We start from the raw sequence: 15,283 nt of genomic DNA, 5'->3' as shown, positions 1-15,283 counted from the left end.
GGCGCTCAGCCTGACCCGGCGCTCCCCGCACGTTTCCGGCCGGACAGGTGGTGGCCCGGAACGGTCGGGTCGATCAGCAGGCGGTCACCTCAGGTCTGCACGACCTGGCCGTTCGCCACCGTGACGGCGACCGCCGGCAGCGGCGAGGCGGCGGGTCCGTGGAGGACCGCGCCATCCGCTGCGTTGAAGGCCGAGCCGTGACACGGGCAGTGCAGCTGCGTGCCGGCGGGGGCCACCGCGCAGCCCTGGTGCGTGCAGATCGCGCTGTGGGCGACCGCGGAGCCGGCTGAGGTTCGGGTGACGATCAGCTGCTGCCCACCGGCGCCGGTCGCTGCCACCGACTGCCCGATCGGAATGTTGGCGAGGGCGACCACCGGGGTTCCGTTGGCCGCGACCGCGACGGCCGGTGCTTCCGCCGCCCTCGGGGCGGCTGCCGGCGGCGGCCCGGCCGGATTGTTGGCGCCTGGGGCAGCGCTCGGCGTCTCGCCGGGCGCGGATCCACACCCGGCGAGAGTGAGTGTGGCGAGTCCGACCGTCGCGGCTCCGGTCACCAGCATCGAGCGCCGGGTCAACCAGCCGTCGGTGTCGTCCGTCGTCTCGTCCTTGGCCACCCCGGGACAGCAGTTCTTCCGCGTCGTCGTCATCGAACCCCCCACGTCGTCGAGACCCAACGTCCTGCAATGAGACAAACATCGGGCGTCTGCCGGGGCAAGCGACCAATTGGATGCCCGTCTGGTGCGCCCGCACTATTGGATTGCTGTCCTGTCCAGGGGTCCGTGTTGCGGGTTGATCATTTTTGGTCAGGGGTCCCCTAGGGGGTTCCCCTGAGGGGAATCGAACACGATAGAGGTAGCATCGGTACTCCATCGCACAGCACGCTGAACTTGTCGAGTACTCGCCCGATATGCGCCCGGCAAGTCTGTCAGGATGACTACGAAAGGCTCTCCGAAGAGCTGAAGAATTGCGTTGCCCAACACCTCCGAAGAGGGAAGAGTTCCATGCCTCACACCGTGAAGCTTAAGGCCCTTACCCGCCGGGACGCCGAGGACGCCTTCGGCAACGACTTGGTCCAGCTGAGGTACAACGGTATGAATGTGTTCGACGCGCCGCGCAGTTTGAGCGCGGGCGGCTCGATCCCGATCAACCGTGATTTTCCCGTCGAAGGGCAGGCTGCGGTAAACCTTGTTGATCTCGACGGCCGCCCGCTTGATCCAGGCGACGCCCCAGGTACGAGGTATATTCTCGAGCGCGCGGCAGGTCAAGGGGATGTGCGGATACCGTTCGGTGGCGATGACAAGCGCCGGAAATACACCTTGCATTACGAGGTGGAATCGTTCCGGCCGAAAACAGGCAAGCGCGTGATGCGCTTTTCACTGACCTGGGGGGCGAGTTCGCCCCCTCTGCAACCGCGTCGGCAGCGTCGGGGCTCTCACCGGCCGTTCGGGGAGGTCTTCTCCGCCGTCGTGCGAATTCGTTCCCTTCCTTCCCGATTGATCAAGTGGTAACGAAGCCGAGCCATGGCGGTAGCATTCGCACCGGCGTTCCTGATGCTGCAGTGATCCAGCAGCTGGCCGATGATGCCCAGTTCCAGAATTCCGTGATCGATCGTCTGATAAAGAGGTCATCAGGGTTACGCCAGGCGGTGATCGTCCCGTAAGGGCATCACCTTGTCGGTGTAGAGCCCCTACCCCGCCGATCGACTTCTTGATCGATCGAGCCTGCTCCGACTACCATCGGCCGGCCAACCACGTGACGACTCAGCGAACGAGCAGTTGCCGGTCGTTTCAACAGGCGTTTCCTTCGCAGGAGTGCGGGGACCGCGCGAGGCGTCGTCTGCTGCGGTGACGGACGGGCAAGGTCGGTGCAAGGGAAGCCGAAGGTGGCGAGGTAGTCCCGCACGTAGATCGGCTCGAGCGGGGCGACCAGGCCGATGTACCCGTCCGGCCGCACCAGCAGGATCTCGCTACCCTGGCCAAGTTGCCGGGCTGCGGACGCGTCGGCCGGGGCGATCGGCACGATCTCGACCCGGACGGTCGTGTCAGCGATGGTGTCTCGCAACTTCTGCAGGGTTGCCGGGGCGGTCGGGGGGCCGGCGAGCAGCAGCGTCCACCGGTCATAACCGAGAAGGTGGTGGAGGTTGACCGCCTGGTCATGCCCGGGGGTGACCACCGGGATGTCGGGAATCCGGTCCCCGGCCCGTGGTCCGCGGCCGCGTCGCCCGGCCCGGTGCCAGGACAGGTCACCGCGGCGGTGGTTGCGGCCGAAGTCGCTCATCATCCACTCGGTCCGCCGTTGAACGCTCTCCGCCGACATCGTTGCCCTCAGGAACGCACATCGCAGCCGGTGCAGGGTTCGTGGCAGGAGCACCTCGGTGATGTTCAACCGCATGTCCCGCATCACGCCGAAGGCGAATGCACGCTGCTCGGCATCGTAGGAGTCCAGCAGGGCATCGGCGGCCTGCCCCCGATGAACTGCGGCGAGCTTCCATGCCAGGTTGTGCGCGCCGAGCATTCCGACGTTCATCCCGTGCCCGCCGATCGGCGCCCAGGCGTGTGCCGCGTCACCGGCGAGCAAGACGCGGCCTTGCCGCAGTCGGGTGGCCACGCGGTCCGCGACCCGCACCCGGTTGAGCCAGACCGGCTCGGTCAAGCTGAGCTGTAGATCGGGCAGTCCGGCGGCGCCGGCAACGAGCTCCCGCAGCTCCTCCAGGGTCGGTGGGTCCATGTGATCCGGATCGGGGTCGTCACGGACGATGAAGACCCGGTACCCGCCGTCCGGGATGGGGAAGGCGAGCACGGTCCGGTACGGAGCGAGGAAGAAGTACCCGTGACCCGGCTGGTAGGGCAGCGGCCAGGACGGCACGACGTTGCCCTGCAGGATCTGCAGATCGTCCCGGCGTCGCCCCTCGAACTCGACGCCGAGCAGGCCCCGGACCGTGCTGTGCTTGCCGTCGCAGGCCACCACCCATGCCGTAGTGGCTACCTCGGTGCGGCCGTCCGGCTGGGTCAGGGTGAGTTCGACGTGACTTCCGCGATCGCGCAGTCCGCTGACCTCGATGTGCCACTGCACGTGCACGTCGTGCTCGGCCAGCTCGGTGCCGAGCAGCCGCTCGATGTCATGCTGCTCGATGGTCATGGCGCGCGGATAACGGGAGGCGAACCGGCCGCTTCTGAACGAGCCCATGCGACGCCCGTCCCCGAAGAACTCCGCGCCCATCATCTCAAAGGAATGCCGACGGATCGTCTCCCCCACCCCGAGGGCGTCCAACGCTTCCCCCGCACGAGGGAAGATCACATCCGCGCGAGGTTCCCGGTTGGCGCCGGATGCTCGATCCACAACCCGTATCCGCAGGCCCAGCCGCCGCAGCGCGATCGCCACGGTCAGACCCACCGGCCCCGCCCCAACCACGATCACGTCCGTGTCGTACTGGCCGCGCTGTTCCATCGTCAGCCCTCTCGGCTCTGCTATTCACTTCCAGAACACATGTCATCGCTCGTACCGAGAAGCGGTCACGTTACTAGTAAAGAATCATCAAGAGAGTTGTCAAATCCTTAACGTTCAACGCGACAACTAAGTGGTGTGCGACCGGCCCGGTGCGGGCGGCCGGGAGAGCAGAGCCGACAGTTCCCGAACCTGCCACCAAGCGCTAAATCCCCTAAATAGGCTGAACACCTAAGTGTATGGCCTTGATCTTCAGCTCGGTGGGCTCTCGGGCATCGGCGTAGTTGATCCCGCGGTCATGTGAGTAGTGCGAGTGTGAGGTTGGGGTGCCGGGCGGTGAGGCTGCGGGCTTGGGCGCTCGTGCGGAGGCAACTTGTCGGTCTCGGTGCGAGATCTTTGGGGCGGGAGTTCGGACGACACGGCCGGGCTCCCGTTCCCCGTTTTCGGGCGTTCAACGGGGTCTTCTCGGGATGTGGAGCCGGTGCGGGAGTCGGCCCTTCCACGCAGTGGCGGGGGCGCACCGGAGTCGTTCGAGTCGTTCGACCCCTGCCGGCTCATTGCGCCGTTGCCGGCCGATGCGGATGGCGGACAGCTCGCCCGCAACGATGAGTCGGCGGACGGTCTGCGGACCGACCTGCAGCTCGTCCGCTACGTCCTGAACGCTGCGGAGTGACGAGCCGGCCAAGCAGCCCGAGTGACTCGAGCGCCACCCTGCGCCGCTCGAGCCACTCGGGCGGCGCAGGGTGGTCCCGCCGGTCGTTCGCCGCGGTGGGAGGGTGTCCGCCGTGACCGATGTCGACCGCGCCGCCGCCCCGTACTCCGGACCCACGTTCTTCGGGCAGCCGCGCCCGCTGGCCACCCTGTTCGGCGTCGAGCTGTGGGAGCGGTTCTCGTTCTACGGGATGCAGGGCATCCTGCTGCTCTACCTGATCTACAGCGCCGCCGAGGGCGGTCTGGGGATCGACGAGACCACGGCGACCGGCATCATCGGCGCCTACGGCGGGCTCGTCTACCTCTCGACGGTCGGCGCGGCCTGGATCGCGGACCGGGTCCTCGGCGCCGAACGCACCCTGTTCTTCAGCGCCGTGCTGGTCATGGCCGGGCACATCGCGCTCGCCGTGCTTCCCGGCCTCGCGGGGGTCGGCGTCGGGCTGGTGCTCGTCGCGCTCGGCAGCGGCGGGATCAAGGCCACCGCCACCTCGCTCGTTGGCACCCTCTACGCGGAGGGCGACGAGCGCCGCGACGCCGGGTTCTCCCTGTTCTACCTGGGCATCAACCTGGGCGCGCTGCTCGGACCGCTGCTCACCGGGCTGCTGCAGACGACGCTGGGCTTCCACTACGGGTTCGGCCTCGCCGCGCTCGGCATGGCGCTCGGGCTCGCCCAGTACACGGTCGGCCGACGCCGGCTGCCCCGCTCGGCGGCCGAGGTCCCGGCTCCGTTGAGGGCTAGGGATCGCCTGGTCGCGGCGGGTGTCGCGCTCGCGGGCGTCGTCGTCGTCGTGGTGCTGGCGCTCACCGGGGTGCTGCGTGCGGACCGGCTGAACGCGATCGTCGTCGGCGTCACCGTCGTCGCCGCGGTGGGGTACTTCGTCCTCATCCTCGCCAGCCGCCGGATCACCCGGATCGAGCGCCGCCGGGTACTCGCGTTCATCCCGCTGTGGATCGCCAGCGCGGTGTTCTGGTCGCTCTACCAGCAGCAGTTCACGGTCGTCACCCTCTACGCGGACTCCCGGCTGGACCGCTCGCTGTTCGGCTGGGAGATGCCCGTGTCCTGGGTGCAGTCGATCAACCCGGTGTTCATCATCGTGCTGTCCGGGGCGTTCGCTGCGCTGTGGACGAAGCTCGGTCCGCGCCAGCCGTCGACGCCGGTCAAGTTCGCGCTCGGCACCGCGATCATGGGCGTCGCGTTCCTGCTGTTCCTGCCGATGGCCGGCGGCGGTCCCGGGAGCGCACCGCTGCTCGGGCTGACCGGGATCCTCCTGGTGTTCACCATCGCCGAGCTGCTGCTCTCGCCGGTGGGCCTGTCGCTGTCCACGAAGCTGGCGCCCGCGGCGTTCCGGACGCAGATGGTGGCGCTGTTCTTCCTATCGGTCGCGCTCGGCTCGGCGCTGTCGGGCACGCTGGCGGGGTACTACTCGCCCGCGTCCGAGGTGCCGTACTTCGGTGTCCTCGGGGGCGCCGCGATCGTCGTCGGGGCCGTGGTGGCCCTGCTCACGCCGGTGCTGCGCCGGCTCATGGAAGGAGTGCGCTGAATGACTTCCGTCCGCTGGGGGATCGTCGGCCCGGGCCGCATCGCGTCGAAGGTGGTCCGGGACTTCCCGTACGTCCCCGGGGCGGAGGTGGTGGCTGTCGCCTCGCGGTCGAAGGAGCGGGCGACGGCGTTCGCCGCCGAGCACGGGATCGACACCGCGTACGACTCCTACCAGGCGATCCTCGACGACCCGGACGTCGACGTCCTCTACGTCGCGACCCCGCACCCGCAGCACCGCGCGATCGCCCTCGCGGCCTTGCGGGCCGGCAAGGCGCTGCTGGTGGAGAAGGCCTTCACGGTGACGCCCGGGGCCACCCGGGAGATCGCGGACCTCGCCCGGGAGCGCGGGATCTTCGTCATGGAGGCGATGTGGACGCGTTTCCAGCCGGCCGTCGTCCGGATGCGGGAGCTGATCGCCGCCGGCGCGATCGGCGAGGTCGCGTCCGTGCAGGTGGAGCTCGGCGCGAAGCAGAACGCGGACCCGAACGACCGGTTCTTCTCCTTCGAGCTCGGCGGCGGCGCCCTGTTCGACCTGACCGTCTACCCGATCTCGTTCGCGCAGATGGTGCTGGGGAAGCCGGACCGGGTGCATGCGCACGGTGTGCTGACCGGGACGGGCGTCGACGTCGAGGGGTCGGTTCTGCTCGGATACCCCGACGGCCGAACGGCCACGGCGTTCGGCTCGCTGCGCTGCCAGACCCCGGGGATGGCGCGGGTGGTGGGCACCGAGGGCTGGATCGAGGTGCTGCCGCGCTTCCACCATCCGTCCGCCATCCTGCTGCAGCGCAACGGGCACGAGCCCGAGACGATCACCCGGCCTGCCACCGGGGCCGGGTACTCGCACGAGCTGATCGAGGTCACGGAGTGCATCGCCGCAGGCCGGACGGAGAGCGCGGTGATGCCGTTGGCGGACACGATCGCGGTGCAGGACATCATGGGCGCGGTCGCCGAGCAGCTGGGGATGGAGCCGCAGGAGGGGCCGGCCGAGCTCTGAGACTGTCGGTCTCGAACGGGCGTTCGAGTTGCCCACATGTTCATCCACAGCTGTGGACAACCGGCGTCTCCGCAACTCAGCGACGCCGGGTTCGTCTCGTGGCGGGCATGTCCATCCGGTCCCCGAGCATCGTCCGGCAGACGCGGACGGCGTGCTCCCGCAGTGAGGGCGGCAGGTCCGCCAGGTTGATCGCGACGACGTCCAGCAGGGACGCCATGCCGAACGCGTACTCCTGCCGGCTCAGCCCGGCGTACTGCGACTGGACGGCGTCGTGCCGCAGCCAGGCGGCCGCCCGGGCGATGGTCTCCTGGTCCGCGCGTAGCGCGGCATAGCGCCGCTGCTCGTGCTGCACGTCTTCCCCCGGGGTCGTCCGATACGAGACGGTCCCGGGGGAAGCGGGCCGGGGGACCACTCTGCCTCGCGGGAGGCGGAGTGGCCATCCCCCGTCCGGGAGACCTCGCTCTCAGCCCAGGCCCGCGGCCAGCAGGGCCGTGTCCGCCGTCGACGCCGCGGCTCGAAGGTGGTTCATGAGCGCCCAGGGCCGGGCGAAGGCCGCCCACTCCCCGCCGCGGCCCAGCCGGTTGTTCAGCGGATGTTCACCGCGAACGGGGTGCCGTACCCGCCGATCAGGGAGACGAGCGCGCCGGTGATGAGCAGCGGGGTGTCCGCAGCCGGCGAGCGCGGCGAGGACCAGCCCGCTCATGCTGGTATCCCGAGCGAGCCCACGAACTCCGCGAACGTGGTCGGTGTGGTGGTGTCGGCGATCCGGCCGGTGTGGGGGCGGATGGCGCCGCGGTTGAACGCGGCGGTCTCCCCGCTCACCGAACGCCTGCAGGACACCCTGCGGCTCATTGCGCTCGAGGTCGACGAGATGCGCCCCGGCGGCGAGGCCGTGACCACCAGGTTGGCGGGCGTGCTGGTCATCCAGGCCATCCGCGCCTGGCTGGAGACCGACGACGCAGCCCGGACGGGTTGGCTCGGGGCACTCGCGGACCGGCACGTCGGGCGGGCGCTCGCGCTGATCCACCGGGATCCGGCGCGGGACTGGACGGTCGCGTCGCTCGCCGCGGAACTGGCCCTGTCCCGTTCGTCCTTCGCGGCGCGGTTCACCGAGCTCGTCGGGGAGCCGGTCATGGCGTACGTGACGCGCTGGCGGATGCACGTCGCGCTAGACCGGCTGCAGAACGGGGACGCGACGGTCGTGCAGCTCGCGGGGACGCTCGGCTACCGCTCGGAGGCGGTTTCAGCCGGGCGTTCAAGCGGGTGGTCGGGACGTCGCCGAAGGTCCGGCAGCGTCCCCCCGTGGGGTGGGAGGAGTCGCTGCCGGCGGGGTGAGGGTCAGTTGGCGGCGGAGGTGCAGTTCGGCTGCGTCTGGATCAGCCCCGGGCTCTGGCTGGCGCCTCCGCCGGTCGTGGTGTCCGGGCAGTCGGTCGGGGTCGTGCTGGTTCCACCCGCCCCGCCGGCGGTCTCCTCGGTGCCTCCCGGGCCACCGGTCTCGCCGGTGCCTCCGGTCTCACCCGCGCCGGGGAAGAGCCCGCCGGCCGGCGCCGGTGTGACGGGTGCCGGTGTCGGGTTGACCGGGGCCCGGGGTGCCGGCGCCACCGTCAGCGTGAGCTGTCCGGCCGCCCGTCGCCGCGTGGTGGCGGCCGCCTCGGCCTGCGTCGTCTCGGCCGGAGCGGCCGTGGTGGTCGTCGGCGCGGGCGCGGTCGTGGCGGGCATGGCCCGGTCGGGCAGCGTGGTGGACGCCGAGAACGAGGTGGGCTCGTCGCCCCCGCCGCTGGTCACCAGGACCACGACACCGATCAGCACGGCCGCCACCGCTCCCGCGGCGATCCAGGCCGACCTGCGGAGACGCCTGCGCTCGAACCGGCGGGGCGCGGGGGCCACCGCGCCGGCGCGGTCGTCGTAGGACGCGTCGTAGCCGGGCTCGTACGGGCCGGCATAGCCTGCCGCCGCCACCGTCTCGGGCTCGCGCCACGGGTCCTGCTGCAACCAGGTGCCGTCGGCCTGCTGGGCGGGGACGAAGCCGAAGTCCGGCCCCTGGTCCTGCTGCGGGAGGTCCTCGACGTGCGACGTGAGCGGCTCGACGACCGGGGTCATCCGCGTCGGTTCCTCGGACTCGTCGAGGGCCGGGAGCCGTAGCTGCATCTCCACGCCGCGCGGGCCGTGTTTGACGACGGCCTCCGCGCCGGGCTGCTGGCCGGCGGCGTAGACCTGCTCGAGGAGCTCCGCGTAGCGGTGCGACATCGTCGGGGTGAGCTCGCCGACGCGGTAGCCGTCCAGGCGGACCTCGATGCCGCGGCTGCCCGCGTACATGCCTGCGGAGACGGTGCAGAAGGCCAGCTCGACGAGGACGTCGCGGCGCTCGGAGTCGACGGGGGCGTGGGGGGCGAGGATGTCCTGATGGTCCTCGACCTGGGTGACGAGGATGGTGCGGCGTGGCTCGAGCACGGCCAGGCCGGGGGCGGAAGACATGGGGTGAACTCCGATGCGGGGAGCGAACGGGGGCCATGTCCTTGATCGCCGTCGACGCCGTTTCGTTACCGATCGGACGAACCGTACGTCGCCGGACCGTCACGGTCCGTCGGTGCCTGATAGACACCGAGCCATGACCACACCGGACAGCACGTCCTGCCACGTGGGTGTCTACATCGCGCGCAGACCCGAGCAGGTCCGGGAGTACGTCGCAGATCCCGTGCATCTGCCCGTGTGGGCGGCCGGTCTCGCCGAAAGCATGGAGCGCGTCGACGGGCGCTGGTACGCGGACTCCCCGATGGGCCGGGTGGCGGTGACGTTCGCCGCGCCGAACCCGTGGGGTGTCCTGGATCACGACGTCGAGCTGCCGTCCGGCGAGGTCGTCACGAACCCGATGCGGGTCGTCCCGAACGGGCCCGGCGCGGACCTCGTGTTCACCGTGCAGCGGCGGCCCGGGGTGGGCGATGCGGAGTTCGTGGCGGACGTCGAGGCGGTCGCGGCGGACCTGCGGACGCTCAAACGGGTGCTCGAGCAGTGAGGCTCGGCGGGCCACGAGCAGCTCCACGCGTCCGGGGGCGTGGGTGGTCCGGCACAGCGCGCACATCGCTGCGGCTCGGACTCCGCGCGCACCGGCCCGCAGCGCGATCCCGACGAGCCCGCCCTCGTGGTGGAGGAGTAGGACGCCGCGCTCCGGTGCCTTCGGGTCGCGCCAGCCCAGGACGTCGTCGACGGCGTCGAGATCGGATCGGCCCCTCCTCGGCCTTGCGGGGCATCCACCTGGAACGCCGCAGGCTCGGCGTAGATCCGCAGGACGGACCCTAGGGAGTCCGGGGGACCGACCGCACCCGGTTTGCGGTCGGGCCGACGCGCGCCGCGCGCGTTCCCCGGCCAGGTTGAGCAGGTGCAGCCGCTCGTCGTCAGCGCGTTCCTCGACGCCGCCGCCCGGGCCTGCTTCGACGGCCTGCGCCGCCGCCACTTCCCGCCCGAGCGGCAGGACGCCGGGAAGCGCGACCTGCACGTCACGGTGCAGAACAAGGTTCGACGGGTGATCAGCTGCCGTTGCAGGCGTAACCGTCGCCGTCGCCGTCCAGCCTGTAGATGTCCCTGCCGAGGACCTGGACCGTGCCGGTGACATCCGTGCAGTTGAGGTCATCCGTGATCGGGAGGCAGCCGCTGTAGTTCGGGCTGCAGCCCGCCGGTGCGGCCGGGCGCGTGGTGGTCGGCGTGGCCGCCCGCGCCCGCGTCGTGGTGGGGGCGGCCCGCTCCGCGGCCACCGACGGTGCCCGGGGCGGCGTCGCGGCCCGCCCCGTCGTCGTCGGCGCGAGCGTGGGCGTCGCGGCGACCGGCACCTCCGGGACCGGCGTCGGATCCGGCAGCGTCGTGCTCGTCTTCGCGGAAACCTCCGCGGGGTCCTCCCCGCCGTCCCCCGCCCCGATCCCGATCGCCAGGAGCACCACGCCCACGGCGCTCGCCGCCGCCCAGTGGGGTTTCCGCAGCCGGCGCCGCCGGGGCTCCAGGAGGATCCCCGGCCTCGAGGGGGTGGGCCGGCTCGCGCCGGACGCGGCCGGGGCCGGCCCGGCGACCACCGAGGTCTGGTCGGGGCGGCCGCCTCGTCGAGGGAGCACCGCCGTCGAGGGGGTGGGCGGGGGCGTCCCGCGCGGGACGGGGACCTGCGGCAACCGGTCCGTCACCGGCTCCACCGGGCCCGCGACCGTCGGGGCCGGCTGCGAGGCGTCCGGTAGCCACAGCTCCACCTCGAGCCCGCGGTCGCCGTGCTTCACCAGGGCCTCGCAGTCCGGCCGCCGCCCGCTCCCGAGCACCGCCCCGACCGTGCCCGCATAGCGTTCGGACATCCGGTGCGTCAGCTCGCCGACCCGACGCCCGCCGAGCCGCACCTCGATCCCGCGCTCGCCCCGGTACCTGCCCGCCCCGATCCGGCAGAACGCGAGGTCGGCGACGATCCGGCGGGTCGCGCCCGGCGCCGGCGCGTACTGCGCGAGGACGTCCTGGTGGTGCTCCTCGCGGGTGACGGTCACGCTCCGCCGGGCGTCGAGCAGGACGGGGGCGGGCACGCCGGCGTGGCGTGCCCCGGGACGAGGCGGCATGGGATCTCCGAGTTCGCGGGGAGCGAGTACCCGTTCATCGGTGATCGCGTGACGCCGTTACGGCAGGGGCCCCGGGCGGGCCGCCCGGGCGGAGGGCCGCTTTGGAAGGGTGCACAACGCGACGGAGCCGGGGCGCGTGACAAGCGGGCCCCGCCCGGCCAGCCTCGGTGCGGACGGCGGGCGGCGTGGCCCGCCCGCACACGGAGGTGGCGGCGTGGCCGATCCGACGTTCGGGCTCTGGTACGACTTCCGCAACCCCGACCCCGGCCGCCCCTTCGGCTCCTTCTACCGCGAGGTGCTGGACCAGATCGGCTGGGCCGAGCAGCAGGGCGTCGGGTCGGTCTGGCTCACCGAGCACCACTTCTGCGACGACGGCTACAGCCCCTCGCCGTTCGTACTCGCGTCGGCGATCGGCGAGCGGACGTCGAGCCTGCGGATCGGGACGAACCTGATCGTCTCGCCGTTGCACGACCCGGTCCGGCTCGCCGAGGATGCGGCGACGTTGTCGCTGCTCACCGGCGGCCGATTCGACCTCGGGGTCGGCCAGGGCTACTGGAAGCGCGAGTTCGAGGCGTTCGGGCAGCAGGTGCGCAACCGCCCGAGCCTGCTCGAGGAGGGCGTCGAGATCATCCGGCGGGCCTGGGCGGGTGACGACAGCGGCTTCGACGGCAAGCGGTTCCGGCTCCCCGCCGGCCTCACGGTGACCCCGGCGCCCGAGCGGACGCCCCAACTGCTGGTGGGGGCGATGGCGGACGTCGCGATCGAGCGGGCGGCCCGGATCGCGGACGGCTTCCTCTCCACCCAGAACGCCCACCAGCAGGTCTACCTCGACGCCGTCGAGCGCCAGGGCGGGTCGGTCGCGGACGCGCGGATCTATGCGGGGCAGTGGGCGATCGTCGCGGAGGACCCCGAGCGGGTCTGGGCCCGGATCGGGAAGCACGCGCTCTACCAGCTCAACCAGTACATCGCGTGGGGTGCGTTCGGACCGCCGGAGCAGATCCCGCAGTTCTCGGACCCGGCGCAGATCCTCGAGGCCGGGGCCTACGTGCTGTGGGACGCGAGCACCGCCGTCACCGAGCTGACCGCCCTGTTCCGCGAGCGCCCGCAGGTCAAGGACGTGCACTTCTGGGCGCAGCTGCCCGGCGAGTCCACCGACAGCGGCTCGGAACGGATCGAGTACCTGGCCACGAAGGTGGCCCCCGAGGTCCGTGCCCGCCTCCGTTCGGGGGCGTGAACGGGCCACGGATCCCACCCCGTCACGACGACACAGGAGAACCGATGGCTTTTCTCGACGTGGAGAACGGCAAGCAGGTCTATTACGAGCACCACCGGGGCGGTGGCGGGCGGCCGGTCGTGCTGGTCCACGGCTGGGGCGCGACCACCCAGTGCTGGGATACCACGCTCACCGCGCTGCTCAAGGCCGGTCACGAGGTCGCGCTGATCGACCACCGCGCGTGCGGCCGCTCGGACAAGGACTTCGACGACGTCTCGATCGAGGCCATCGCCTCGGACGTCGTCGCGCTCGTCCGGCACCTCGGCCTCCGCGAGCCCGTGCTCGACGGCTGGTCCCTCGGCGGCGCGATCGTAGCGGCGGCCGCCGCGGAGCTGGGCGACGACATCCGCGGCCTGGTCCTCACCGGCGGCGCCACCCCGCGGTACACCCAGACGGAGGGGTGGCCCTACGGCGGCACCGCGGCGGACGTCGAGGGCATCCTCGCCGGCCTGGAGGCGGACCGCCCGACGACGTTCCGCGGTATCGCCGGCGCGGTGTGCGCCAAGCCGGTCGGGGACGACGTCGTCGAGGGGTTCTGGCTGCAGTTCATGCAGACCGGGACTCGCTCCACGGAGACCATGCGCTCGCTGATCGCCCTGGACCAGCGGGACCTGATCGGCACGATCCGCTGCCCGGTCCTCTCGCTGCACGGCACCGAGGACGCGTTCGTGGCCTTCGACGGTGCGAAGGCCGCGATCCCGCTGTTCCACGACGCCCGGCTCGTCGAGTTCCCCGGCGTGGGCCACGCTCCGTTCGTCGAGGACGCCGAGACCTACCTCTCCGAGCTCCTCGCCTTCGTGCGCTGAGGTGCGCTGACACGCCTGTGGGCGGAAATCGTTGCCAGGGCGACGATTTCCGCGCACGAGCGCCGAAGGCGTCTAGTAGGCCGTGACGAGCCGGACCGCCAGCTCCGCGTACCGGTCCGCGAGCTCGGAGATCCCCAGCCGGCCGCCGGGGGTGAACCACCCGTTGAGCCCGTTGAGCATGTCGAGCACGGCGAGCGCGGTCAGTCGCGGGTCCGGGCAGGCGAACTCCCCGGCCGCGACGCCCGCCGCGAGGAAGTTCGCGATCGCGTGTTGGTAGCGGCGCCGGTAGACCTGCACGGCGTCGAGCTTCTCCGGGGAGAGCGCGCGGAGCTCCCGACCGGCGACCCACCAGGCGTCCCGGTTGGCGCCGACGTGCAGCACGTGCCCGCGGACCAGCCGCGCCAGCCGCTCGCGGTGGTCCCCCTCGCCGTCGAGGATCGGGAGCTGGTCCACCACCAGGTCCCGGTCGACGACGAAGATCGCCTCGAGGAGGAGCTCCTCCTTGTTGCGGAAGTGGTGGTAGAGCGACGCGGCCTGCATGTCCGCGGCCTCGGCGATCGCCCGCATGCCGACGGCGTGGTAGCCGCGCTCGCGGAACATGCGACTGGCCAGCGCGACGATCTCGGCGCGCCGGGCGCCGGAGCGGGTCCGCGGCGCGGCGGGTTGCTGCTCGGCTGCCGTCATCGACGGTCCCTTCCGGCGGGGACGACTGGGGAGGGCGCCATCGAACCACGCCCACCCCGGGCCCCCGGGAAGGACCGTCCCGGGGACCCGCAGGGCCAGGTCAGGCGGGTACCGGGGTCTTCACCCCCATCTTCTTGAGCTCGGGCACGACCTTCTCGCCGAAGAGCTTCAGGCTCGCCCGCACCTTGTCGAACGGCAGCCCGGCGAAGGACGGGGCGATGTTCGGCTGGTGGTCGCCCAGGACCTCCAGGCGGTGCCGGTACTTCTCGACGATCTGCTCCGGCGTCCCCCAGACCTGGGTGTCCGCGTAGCCGGCGCCCGCGGCCTCCATGCCGGCCTCGCGGATCATGTCCGCGCCCGCCTGGTAGGCCTCGTAGCCCTTCGTGTCCCGCCAGTGCTCGCCGGCGAAGTCGTAGTGCTTGATCACAGAGAGGAAGTAGCGGCTCAGGTACTCCCGCGCCGTCGCCTCCGCCTCGGCCGGGTCCTCGTGGCAGTAGACGAAGTCCTGGGTGAGGACCGGGCCCGGCTCCTTGCCGTGCTCGGAGCGGTAGATGTCGCGGTAGCGGTTGATCGCCTCCGCGTGCTGCTCCGCCGGGTACTGCATGAAGGTCATCATCCGGGCGCCGAGCTTCGCCACCGCGGGCACCGAGTCCGGCGACATCGCGACGCCGTAGAGCCGGTCCGCCCAGTCCGTCCCCGGGTCCGCGCCGGGCCGCACGGTGACCTTGGGCTGCTGGTAGATCGGCCCGTCGTTCTCGACGTAGCCGTTCCGCAGCCCGCGCAGGATCATCTCGCCGGCCTCGTCGAACTTCTGCCGCGAGGTGTTCATGTCCACCCCGAAGCCCTCGTACTCCATCTTCGCGAGGCCCCGGCCCATCCCGAAGACGACGCGGCCCTGCGACAGGATGTCCAGCATCGTCACCTTCTCGACGACGCGCAGCGGGTCGTTCCACGGCAGGATGACCGCGCCGGTGCCCAGTTTGATACGGCTCGTCCGGCCTGCCAGATACGACATCAGCTGCAGGTTGTCCGGGCACATCGAATAGTCGTCGAAATGGTGCTCGGCCGCCCAGACCGAGTCGAATCCCAGCTGTTCGGCCTGGACGCCGAGCTCGGCCTCCTGCCGGAACATGTCTGCGTCGCTCAGGTTCTCGTGCCAGTTCTGGAACACCAGCAGTACACCGACGTCCATGCGGCTCTCCTCGTCGAGTTCCGTGGGGGTGAGTTCCTTGCGGACCCTTGCCTAACGCCCGT

16 protein-coding genes and 2 pseudogenes are annotated in these 15,283 nt (G+C 71.2%); 7 read left to right on the top strand and 11 right to left on the bottom strand.

Annotated features, from left to right (window positions below):
- Positions 1-89 precede the first annotated feature (89 nt).
- Positions 90-644, bottom strand: a complete 555-nt coding sequence (locus JWP64_RS29405; RefSeq protein WP_297503423.1) for a Rieske (2Fe-2S) protein — start codon at positions 642-644, stop codon at positions 90-92.
- 366 nt (positions 645-1,010) lie between these two features.
- Here JWP64_RS29405 and JWP64_RS29400 point away from each other — a divergent pair, with 366 nt between their 5' ends.
- Positions 1,011-1,505, top strand: a complete 495-nt coding sequence (locus JWP64_RS29400; protein ID WP_297503421.1) for a hypothetical protein — start codon at positions 1,011-1,013, stop codon at positions 1,503-1,505.
- A 157-nt stretch (positions 1,506-1,662) separates the two neighbouring features.
- On the opposite strand, the gene JWP64_RS29395 is transcribed toward JWP64_RS29400, so the two are convergent.
- Together JWP64_RS29395 and JWP64_RS31755 are read right to left on the bottom strand one after the other, a co-directional pair.
- Positions 1,663-3,444: an FAD-dependent monooxygenase gene (locus JWP64_RS29395; RefSeq protein ID WP_297503419.1), complete on the bottom strand. Its 1,782-nt coding sequence runs from the start codon at positions 3,442-3,444 to the stop codon at positions 1,663-1,665.
- Positions 3,445-3,892: 448 nt separating this feature from the next.
- Complete coding sequence (locus JWP64_RS31755) at positions 3,893-4,270, bottom strand: helix-turn-helix domain-containing protein (protein WP_366890790.1); 378 nt, start codon at positions 4,268-4,270, stop codon at positions 3,893-3,895.
- Here JWP64_RS31755 and JWP64_RS29385 point away from each other — a divergent pair.
- Positions 4,227-5,693 carry an oligopeptide:H+ symporter gene (locus JWP64_RS29385; RefSeq protein ID WP_297503415.1) on the top strand — a complete coding sequence of 489 codons (1,467 nt, stop codon included), beginning with the start codon at positions 4,227-4,229 and terminating at the stop codon, positions 5,691-5,693. The genes JWP64_RS31755 and JWP64_RS29385 overlap by 44 nt on opposite strands.
- On the top strand, positions 5,694-6,686 hold the full coding sequence (locus JWP64_RS29380; RefSeq protein WP_297503413.1) for a Gfo/Idh/MocA family oxidoreductase: 993 nt from the start codon (positions 5,694-5,696) through the stop codon (positions 6,684-6,686).
- Between the two features lie 76 nt (positions 6,687-6,762).
- On the opposite strand, the gene JWP64_RS29375 is transcribed toward JWP64_RS29380, so the two are convergent.
- From JWP64_RS29375 to JWP64_RS29365, 3 genes are all read right to left on the bottom strand, one after another.
- On the bottom strand, positions 6,763-7,038 hold the full coding sequence (locus JWP64_RS29375) for a hypothetical protein (protein ID WP_297503411.1): 276 nt from the start codon (positions 7,036-7,038) through the stop codon (positions 6,763-6,765).
- Positions 7,039-7,149: 111 nt separating this feature from the next.
- Complete coding sequence (locus JWP64_RS29370; protein ID WP_297503410.1) at positions 7,150-7,389, bottom strand: hypothetical protein; 240 nt, start codon at positions 7,387-7,389, stop codon at positions 7,150-7,152.
- Positions 7,386-7,610 carry a hypothetical protein gene (locus tag JWP64_RS29365; protein ID WP_297503543.1) on the bottom strand — a complete coding sequence of 75 codons (225 nt, stop codon included), beginning with the start codon at positions 7,608-7,610 and terminating at the stop codon, positions 7,386-7,388. Before JWP64_RS29365 ends, JWP64_RS29370 begins: the two co-directional genes overlap by 4 nt.
- Here JWP64_RS29365 and JWP64_RS29360 point away from each other — a divergent pair.
- Positions 7,558-7,863: pseudogene (locus JWP64_RS29360) on the top strand (AraC family transcriptional regulator); the annotation flags it as partial. The gene JWP64_RS29365 and the pseudogene JWP64_RS29360 sit on opposite strands and share 53 nt — an antisense overlap.
- Positions 7,864-8,024: 161 nt before the next feature.
- On the opposite strand, the gene JWP64_RS29355 reads toward JWP64_RS29360, so the two are convergent.
- Positions 8,025-9,161, bottom strand: a complete 1,137-nt coding sequence (locus tag JWP64_RS29355; RefSeq protein ID WP_297503541.1) for a hypothetical protein — start codon at positions 9,159-9,161, stop codon at positions 8,025-8,027.
- Between the two features lie 133 nt (positions 9,162-9,294).
- Between JWP64_RS29355 and JWP64_RS29350 the strand changes: the two genes are divergently transcribed.
- Complete coding sequence (locus JWP64_RS29350; protein WP_297503408.1) at positions 9,295-9,699, top strand: SRPBCC family protein; 405 nt, start codon at positions 9,295-9,297, stop codon at positions 9,697-9,699.
- 9 nt (positions 9,700-9,708) lie between these two features.
- Here JWP64_RS29350 and JWP64_RS29345 read toward each other — a convergent pair.
- Positions 9,709-10,296, bottom strand: a pseudogene (locus JWP64_RS29345) (FBP domain-containing protein); the annotation flags it as partial.
- Positions 10,211-11,233, bottom strand: a complete 1,023-nt coding sequence (locus tag JWP64_RS29340; protein WP_297503406.1) for a hypothetical protein — start codon at positions 11,231-11,233, stop codon at positions 10,211-10,213. The pseudogene JWP64_RS29345 and the gene JWP64_RS29340, both read right to left, overlap by 86 nt.
- A gap of 247 nt (positions 11,234-11,480) precedes the next feature.
- Here JWP64_RS29340 and JWP64_RS29335 point away from each other — a divergent pair, with 247 nt between their 5' ends.
- Together JWP64_RS29335 and JWP64_RS29330 are read left to right on the top strand one after the other, a co-directional pair.
- The gene (locus JWP64_RS29335; RefSeq protein ID WP_297503404.1) at positions 11,481-12,500 is read left to right on the top strand and encodes an LLM class flavin-dependent oxidoreductase; all 1,020 of its coding nucleotides are present in this window, start codon (positions 11,481-11,483) and stop codon (positions 12,498-12,500) included.
- A 44-nt stretch (positions 12,501-12,544) separates the two neighbouring features.
- A complete protein-coding gene (locus JWP64_RS29330) occupies positions 12,545-13,345 on the top strand; it encodes an alpha/beta hydrolase (protein WP_297503402.1) in 801 nt (266 codons plus the stop codon).
- A gap of 72 nt (positions 13,346-13,417) precedes the next feature.
- Here JWP64_RS29330 and JWP64_RS29325 read toward each other — a convergent pair whose 3' ends face one another.
- The gene (locus JWP64_RS29325; protein ID WP_297503400.1) at positions 13,418-14,029 is read right to left on the bottom strand and encodes a TetR/AcrR family transcriptional regulator; all 612 of its coding nucleotides are present in this window, start codon (positions 14,027-14,029) and stop codon (positions 13,418-13,420) included.
- 100 nt (positions 14,030-14,129) lie between these two features.
- Positions 14,130-15,221: an LLM class flavin-dependent oxidoreductase gene (locus JWP64_RS29320; RefSeq protein WP_297503398.1), complete on the bottom strand. Its 1,092-nt coding sequence runs from the start codon at positions 15,219-15,221 to the stop codon at positions 14,130-14,132.
- Positions 15,222-15,283 lie beyond the last annotated feature (62 nt).

The sequence above is a fragment of the Pseudonocardia sp. genome (genome assembly GCF_025465255.1).
In the GTDB taxonomy this organism is placed as follows: Bacteria; Actinomycetota; Actinomycetes; order Mycobacteriales; family Pseudonocardiaceae; genus Pseudonocardia.
This window is presented reverse-complemented; position numbering and strand designations above follow the sequence as displayed.